The organism is Mesorhizobium sp. M7A.F.Ca.MR.245.00.0.0 (genome assembly GCF_003997415.1).
Classification (GTDB): domain Bacteria; phylum Pseudomonadota; class Alphaproteobacteria; order Rhizobiales; family Rhizobiaceae; genus Mesorhizobium.
In genome coordinates this window covers 1-6608 of the sequence record NZ_RZTE01000013.1, presented here as the reverse complement: position 1 = coordinate 6608, position 6608 = coordinate 1, and the positions used below count along the sequence as shown (strand labels likewise).

6 protein-coding genes are annotated in these 6608 nt (G+C 63.3%); all 6 read left to right on the top strand.

The features are described from left to right. Nucleotides 1–123 precede the first annotated feature (123 nt). The 6 genes from EOB80_RS15515 (at nucleotide 124) to EOB80_RS15485 (ending at nucleotide 6551) form a co-directional block, all read left to right on the top strand. Nucleotides 124–1065 carry a sugar ABC transporter substrate-binding protein gene (locus EOB80_RS15515; protein WP_127328511.1) on the top strand — a complete coding sequence of 314 codons (942 nt, stop codon included), beginning with the start codon at nucleotides 124–126 and terminating at the stop codon, nucleotides 1063–1065. Between the two features lie 112 nt (nucleotides 1066–1177). Continuing rightward, nucleotides 1178–2254, top strand: coding sequence for an ABC transporter permease (locus EOB80_RS15510; protein WP_127320412.1), 1077 nt, complete (start codon nucleotides 1178–1180; stop codon nucleotides 2252–2254). Between the two features lie 2 nt (nucleotides 2255–2256). Continuing rightward, nucleotides 2257–3024 carry an ATP-binding cassette domain-containing protein gene (locus tag EOB80_RS15505; RefSeq protein WP_127328510.1) on the top strand — a complete coding sequence of 256 codons (768 nt, stop codon included), beginning with the start codon at nucleotides 2257–2259 and terminating at the stop codon, nucleotides 3022–3024. 111 nt (nucleotides 3025–3135) lie between these two features. Further along, nucleotides 3136–4131 carry an inositol 2-dehydrogenase gene (gene iolG, locus EOB80_RS15500; protein ID WP_027039991.1) on the top strand — a complete coding sequence of 332 codons (996 nt, stop codon included), beginning with the start codon at nucleotides 3136–3138 and terminating at the stop codon, nucleotides 4129–4131. Nucleotides 4132–4164: 33 nt separating this feature from the next. After that, nucleotides 4165–4959 carry an SDR family oxidoreductase gene (locus tag EOB80_RS15495; RefSeq protein ID WP_127328509.1) on the top strand — a complete coding sequence of 265 codons (795 nt, stop codon included), beginning with the start codon at nucleotides 4165–4167 and terminating at the stop codon, nucleotides 4957–4959. A gap of 500 nt (nucleotides 4960–5459) precedes the next feature. Then, nucleotides 5460–6551, top strand: coding sequence for a 3-deoxy-7-phosphoheptulonate synthase (locus tag EOB80_RS15485; protein ID WP_127328507.1), 1092 nt, complete (start codon nucleotides 5460–5462; stop codon nucleotides 6549–6551). The last annotated feature ends 57 nt before the right edge of the window (nucleotides 6552–6608 follow it).

The following is a 6608-nucleotide window of genomic DNA, read 5'->3' as shown; positions in this document are numbered from 1 at the left end:
GTTCCAGCCAGGAGGCAGGCGTCACCCGGAACAGAAAAGACATCAGGGAGAGATTCCCCGGGGAGATCGGGGATTCCGGATAAATCGGTGAAACCGGACACCAATATGTGGAGGAGAAACACAATGAAGAAATTGATTTTGGGCGTCGCCTTCGCGGCGCTGATGAGCTCATCCGCCATGGCCGCCAAGGTTGGCGTGTCGATGGCCAAGTTCGACGACAACTTCCTGACCGTGCTGCGCAACGGCATGATCGAGCAGGCCAAGGGCATGAGCGGCGTCGAGCTGCAGGTCGAGGACGCACAGAACGACGTTGCCAAGCAGCTCGACCAGATCAAGAACTTCGCCGCCTCGGGCGTCGATGCCATCATCGTCAACCCGGTCGACACTTCGGCCACGCAGGCGATGTCGGACGCCGCCGCCGCAGCCAAGATCCCGCTGGTCTATGTCAACCGCGAGCCGGTCAATGTCGACACGCTGCCCGACAACCAGGCCTTCGTCGCCTCGAACGAAGCCGATTCCGGCACGCTCGAGACCAAGGAAGTCTGCCGCCTGTTCAAGGAAGCCGGCAAGAAGGAAGCCAATGTCTATGTGATCATGGGCGAGCTTTCCAACCAGGCCGCCGTGCAGCGCACCAAGGACATCGACGATGTGATCGCGACGCCGGATTGCAGCTTCATCAAGATCATCGACAAGCAGACGTCGAACTGGAACCGCGACGAGGCGCAGAACCTGATGACCAACTGGCTGTCGACCGGCAAGCCGTTCGACGGCGTCATCGCCAACAATGACGAAAGCGCCATCGGCGCCATCCAGGCGATGAAGGCCGGCAACATCGACATGAAGACGGTTGTCGTCGGCGGCGTCGATGCCACCCAGGACGCGCTTGCCGCGATGCAGGCGGGCGACCTCGACGTAACCGTGTTCCAGGACGCGGCCGGCCAGGGCGCCGGCGCTCTCGATGCGGCGCTCAAGCTCGCCAAGGGCGAGAAGGTCGAGCACAAGGTCTACGTGCCCTTCCAGCTGGTGACGCCCGCCAACATCGACAAGTTCCTGAAGAAGAACTGAGCCGCCAACGGTTCGATACGGAGCGGCGCTCTCGATCAAGACAGCGCCGCTCCCCTCTCTCCCTCAGCGCCGCAGGCGCGAGGGCGACCGCGGCTGATGGAGGACAGAATACGTGGCACAGACATCTCATGGCGTGGGCGGCGTCGGTTATGATGCGAAGAAGCGCACATGGCCGGCCGAGTTCAATGTTTTCCTGGCACTGGTCATTCTCGTCGTCATCTTCGAACTGATCGGCCGCATTTTTCTCGGCGACAGCTTCCTGTTCAACACACGCAGCGACGTCGGCGGCATCTTCAACGAAGCGCGTCTGCAGATCATCATCCTGCAGGTGTCGATCGTCGGCATCATCGCCATCGGCGTGACGCAGGTCATCATCACCGGCGGCATCGACCTGTCCTCAGGCTCGATCGTCGGCGCGACCGCCATGATCGCCATGAGCTTCGCCCAGGTGGCGACGGTCAACGGCAACCCCAATCCCAAGGCGATGTTCCTGGCGCAAGGCTGGACCGACCTGCCTGTCATCGTGCCGCTGCTGGTGGCGATCGCCTGCGGCCTGTTCGCCGGCCTGGTCAATGGCGCGCTGATTGCCTACACGCGCATTCCGCCGTTCATCGCCACGCTCGGCATGATGGTGACCGCGCGCGGCATCGCCAAATGGTGGTCCAAGGGCCAGCCGATCTCATTTCCCACCGAGAGTTTCGCCGGCATCGGCAAAGGCCTGATGCCCGTCGTCATCTTCCTGTCGCTGGCCATCCTGTTCCAGCTGATCATGACCTACACCAGGTACGGCAAGCACTGTTACGCGATCGGCTCCAACGAGGATGCCGCGCGCATGTCCGGCATCAAGATCGCCAACCACAAGATCCTGGTCTACGTCATCGCCGGCATTCTCGCCGCGCTCGCCGCCGTGGTGCTGAGCTCCAAGAACCTGACCGCGCAGTCCGGCATGGGCGTGATGTACGAACTCGACGCCATCGCCATGGCGGTCATCGGCGGCGTCTCCCTGTCGGGCGGCCGCGGCTCGATCATCGGCACGGTGATCGGCTCGCTGATCTTCGGCGTCATCATCTCCGGCTTCACCTTCCTGCGCCTCGACGCCTACTACCAAGAGATGGTCAAGGGTGTGATCATCGTCGGTGCGGTGGTTCTCGACCAGTGGCGCCAACGCCTGCGGGCAATGAGGGCATGACCATGTCAGACATCGTCCTGAAGACCGAAAACCTGACCAAGCGCTATGGCGGCGTGCATGCGCTGGAAGGCGCGAACTTCGAGCTGCGCAAGGGCGAGCATGTCGCCATCATGGGCGACAACGGCGCCGGCAAATCGACCTTCGTGCGCCAGATCACCGGCGTCGAGCAGCGCACCAGCGGCCAGATCTGGTTCGACGGCAAGGAAGTGAACTTTGCCGGGCCGATCGAGGCCCGTACGGCGGGCATCGAGACCGTGTTCCAGAACCTGGCGCTGGCCGACGATCTCGACGTGCCGTCGAACCTGTTCCTCGGCCGCGAGAAGGTTTTGTTCAATCTCGGCCCGTTCTCGATTCTCGACCGCAAATACATGCGCAAGGCGACCGAGGCGGCGCTCGTCCGCACGGCGGTGAAGATCCCCAATCTGTCCAACTCCATCCGCCACATGTCGGGCGGCCAGCGCCAGTGCGTGGCGATCGCCCGCACCGCGACCTTCGCCTCCAAGCTGATCATCATGGACGAGCCAACGGCTGCCCTTGGCGTGCAGGAGACCGCGCAGGTCGAAAACATCGTCCGTACGCTCAAGGACAATGGCGAGCCGCTGATCCTGATCAGCCACAATATGCGCCAGGTGTTCGATCTCTGCGACCGTATCGTCGTGTTCCGGCGCGGCCGCATCGTCGCCAATCTGCGCAAGGAGAACACCGACGGAAACGACATCGTCTCCTACATCACCGGCGCCAAGACCGGGGAGGCGGAACTCGCGGCCTAAACAGGATGATCACCCTGTTTTAAGGTATGCGTGCGTGAAGTAATCTTGCCCCCTTCCTCAGGGAAGGTGCGGACACAACTCTCTCTAATCCATCCCCCAGAGGAAATACCCATGACCGTTCGCTTCGCTCTCCTCGGTGCCGGCCGCATCGGCAAGGTCCACGCCCGCGCCGTCGGCTCCAACCCGCAGGCCAAACTGGTTGCCGTTGCCGATGCGTTCGAGAAGGCCGCCAAAGAGCTGGCGAGCGCCTATGGCGCCGAGGTGCGCAGCATCGAGGATATCGAGAAAGCCGGCGATATCGACGCCGTCGTCATCTGCACGCCGACCGACACCCATGCCGATCTGATCGAGCGCTTCGCCAAGGCCGGCAAGGCGATCTTCTGCGAGAAGCCGATCGACCTCAACGTCAAGCGCGTCGAGAAGTGCCTGGCCGTGGTCGAGAAGACCAAGGCGACGCTGATGGTCGGCTTCAACCGCCGCTTCGATCCGCACTTCGCCGCCGTGCGCAAGGCAATCGACGACGGCGCCATCGGCACCGTCGAGATGGTCACCATCACCTCGCGCGATCCCGGCGCGCCGCCGATCGACTACATCAAGCGCTCGGGCGGCATTTTTCGCGACATGACCATCCATGATTTCGACATGGCGCGCTTCCTGCTCGGCGAAGAGGTCGTGGCGGTCAGCGCCCATGCCTCGGTGCTGGTCGACAAGAAGATCGGTGCTGCCGGCGATTTCGATAGCGTCAGCGTCATCCTGGAAACCGCTTCCGGCAAGCAGGCCGTCATCTCCAACTCGCGCCGCGCCACCTATGGCTACGACCAGCGCATCGAGGTGCATGGCTCGAAAGGCATGGTTGCGGCCGAGAACCAGCGCCCGGTGTCGATCGAACTGGCCAACGAGAAGGGTTATACGCGCCCGCCGCTGCACGACTTCTTCATGACCCGCTACCTCGACGCCTATGCCATTGAGATCGCCGCGTTCATCACGGCCGCGACCTCGGGCAAGAAAGCGTCGCCGAGCGGCGCTGACGGCCTCGTCGCGCTGAAGCTGGCCGATGCGGCGCTGAAATCAGCAACGACCGGCAAGACTGTCCGTCTCGACAAGTAAGAAACCCTAGGAAGAAACCACAGGAGCAGAGCGATGAGCGCATCCGCCGATCGCAATTCACAGACACGCGCCATCGTCACCGGTGGCGCCCAAGGGATCGGCTTTGCCGTCGCCGAAGCTCTGGCCGAGGAAGGTTGCCGGGCACTGGCGCTCATCGGCCGTTCGCAGGAGAAGGGCGACAAGGCCGTCGCCCATTTCAGGAGAGCCGGCGTCGACGCGATCTTCATCAGCGCCGACGTCTCCAAAGTGGCCGACTGCAAGGGCGCCGTCGCCACCGCGATCTCGCATTTCGGCACCATCAACGCGCTGGTCAACGCCGCCGCGACATCGGCGCGCGGTTCGCTGGTCGAAACCTCCGAGGAGCTTTTCGACACCATCTTCGACACCAATGTGCGCGGCCCGTTTTTCCTGATGCAAGGCGTGGTGGCGCATCTCCTGGAGAAGAAGGCACCCGGCTCGATCGTCAACGTGCTGTCGATGTCGGCGCATACCGGCCAGTCGTTCCTGACGCCCTATTCAACCAGCAAGGGCGCGCTGATGACGCTGACCAAGAACGTCGCCAATGCCTATCGCTACAACCGCATCCGCTGCAATGCGGTGCTGCCCGGCTGGATGGACACGGAGGGCGAGGACATCGTGCAGAAGAAGTGGCACGACGCGCCGGACGACTGGCTGGCCAAGGCCGAGGCGGCGCAGCCGATGGGCCAGTTGGTCAAGCCGGACCAGCTTGCACGGTTGATCAGCTACATGGTCAGCCCGCAATCCGGTGTCATGACCGGATCGCTGGTCGACTATGACCAGAGCATTGCGGGGGCTTCGCCGGAGTAGGGTCGGCGTCGCGGCCGGCCCGTTTCTCCCCGTCACTATACGGGGAGAAATGCCCGGCAGGGCAATGAGGGGCAGCGCCGACTTTGATAGTTAGAGGTTCGATTGAAGTCGGGGCTTTTTGGCCCTGTCCTTATCCTTCCGACGCAAGCGCCGCCCCTCACCTGCCTGCCGGCATCCTCTCCCGGTATAGTGACGGGGAGAGGGGCGCTCTCGCCAGCGATTTCGCCAACTCATCTACGGCACGTGACAAGCGCCGCCGCATCGACTATATGAACCTCATGATCAACCTGACCGCCACATATTGGTACTTTAGGAGCTCGCTGGCGGCGGGAGGATTGCGCTCGATCTGAAGATTGCAGCAACAAGATCCGAACAGCCGCCATACCTGGCGGCTTTTTTGTTTCAGCCGGCAGGTTCCCTCTAAATCAAAGAGGAGCATGATGTCGTCCGAAACCGCTTCACACTTTTCGGCATCATGCTCTCGACAGGAGCAGAAAGCCGTGTTGACCACCACAGATGATCTTCGGGTCAAGGAAATCCGAGAACTGAGCACACCGGACGAGGTGACGCGGGAGATACCGCGCACGCTGACGGCGACGCGCACCGTGACCGCGTCGCGCAACGCGATCCATGCCATCTTGAACGGTACCGACGATAGGCTGCTCGTCATCGTCGGCCCGTGTTCGATCCACGATCCGGTCGCCGCCGTCGACTATGCCAGCCGTCTGGCGGCGCTGCGCGAGAGCCTGTCGGACCGGCTGGAGATCGTGATGCGGGTCTATTTCGAGAAACCGCGCACGACGGTCGGCTGGAAAGGCCTGATCAACGATCCCGACCTCGACGGCAGCTTCAACATCGACAAGGGGCTGCGGATGGCGCGCAACGTGCTGTCGGCCGTCAACAATCTCGGCCTGCCGGCGGCGACCGAATTCCTCGACATGACCACGCCGCAATACATTGCCGACCTGGTCGCCTGGGGCGCGATCGGCGCGCGCACGACCGAGAGCCAGATCCACCGCGAACTCGCCTCGGGCCTTTCCTGCCCGGTCGGCTTCAAGAACGGCACCGACGGCAATCTGCGCATCGCCGCCGAGGCGGTGAAATCGGCTGCCCAGCCGCATCATTTCATGGCGGTGACTAAGGGCGGGCGCAGCGGCATCGCCACGACCACGGGCAATGAGGACTGCCACGTCATCCTGCGCGGCGGCGTTCAGCCCAACTATGACGCGGCGAGCGTCGAAGCCGCCGCTGTGGAACTCGCCCGCATCGGCGTTGCGCCCAGGCTGATGATCGATGTCAGCCACGCCAACTCGGCCAAGAAGCCCGAGAACCAGCCCAAGGTCGCGGCAGATGTCGCCGGCCAGGTCGCGGCAGGCGACGAGCGCATCATCGGCCTGATGATCGAGAGCAATCTCGTCGCCGGCCGGCAGGACGTGGTGCCGGGCAAGCCGCTGCTCTATGGCCAGAGCATCACCGATGGCTGCATCGACTGGGCGACCACCGAGACGGTGCTGCACGGCCTTGCCGGCGCCGTCGAGTGGCGCCGCTCAGCACGCCGCGCCATGATCGACAACCGGCAGGGAGCCGCTTGAGCCACTATTGCCGGCCTTTGCCCGGCACGGACCCCCACCCTAACCCTCCCCACAAGG

Coding starts and splice junctions, on each gene's coding strand:
- EOB80_RS15515 (WP_127328511.1), top strand. CDS start 124: ATGAAGAAATTGATTTTGGGCGTCGCCTTCGCGGCGCTGATGAGCTCA.
- EOB80_RS15505 (WP_127328510.1), top strand. CDS start 2,257: ATGTCAGACATCGTCCTGAAGACCGAAAACCTGACCAAGCGCTATGGC.
- iolG (WP_027039991.1), top strand. CDS start 3,136: ATGACCGTTCGCTTCGCTCTCCTCGGTGCCGGCCGCATCGGCAAGGTC.
- EOB80_RS15495 (WP_127328509.1), top strand. CDS start 4,165: ATGAGCGCATCCGCCGATCGCAATTCACAGACACGCGCCATCGTCACC.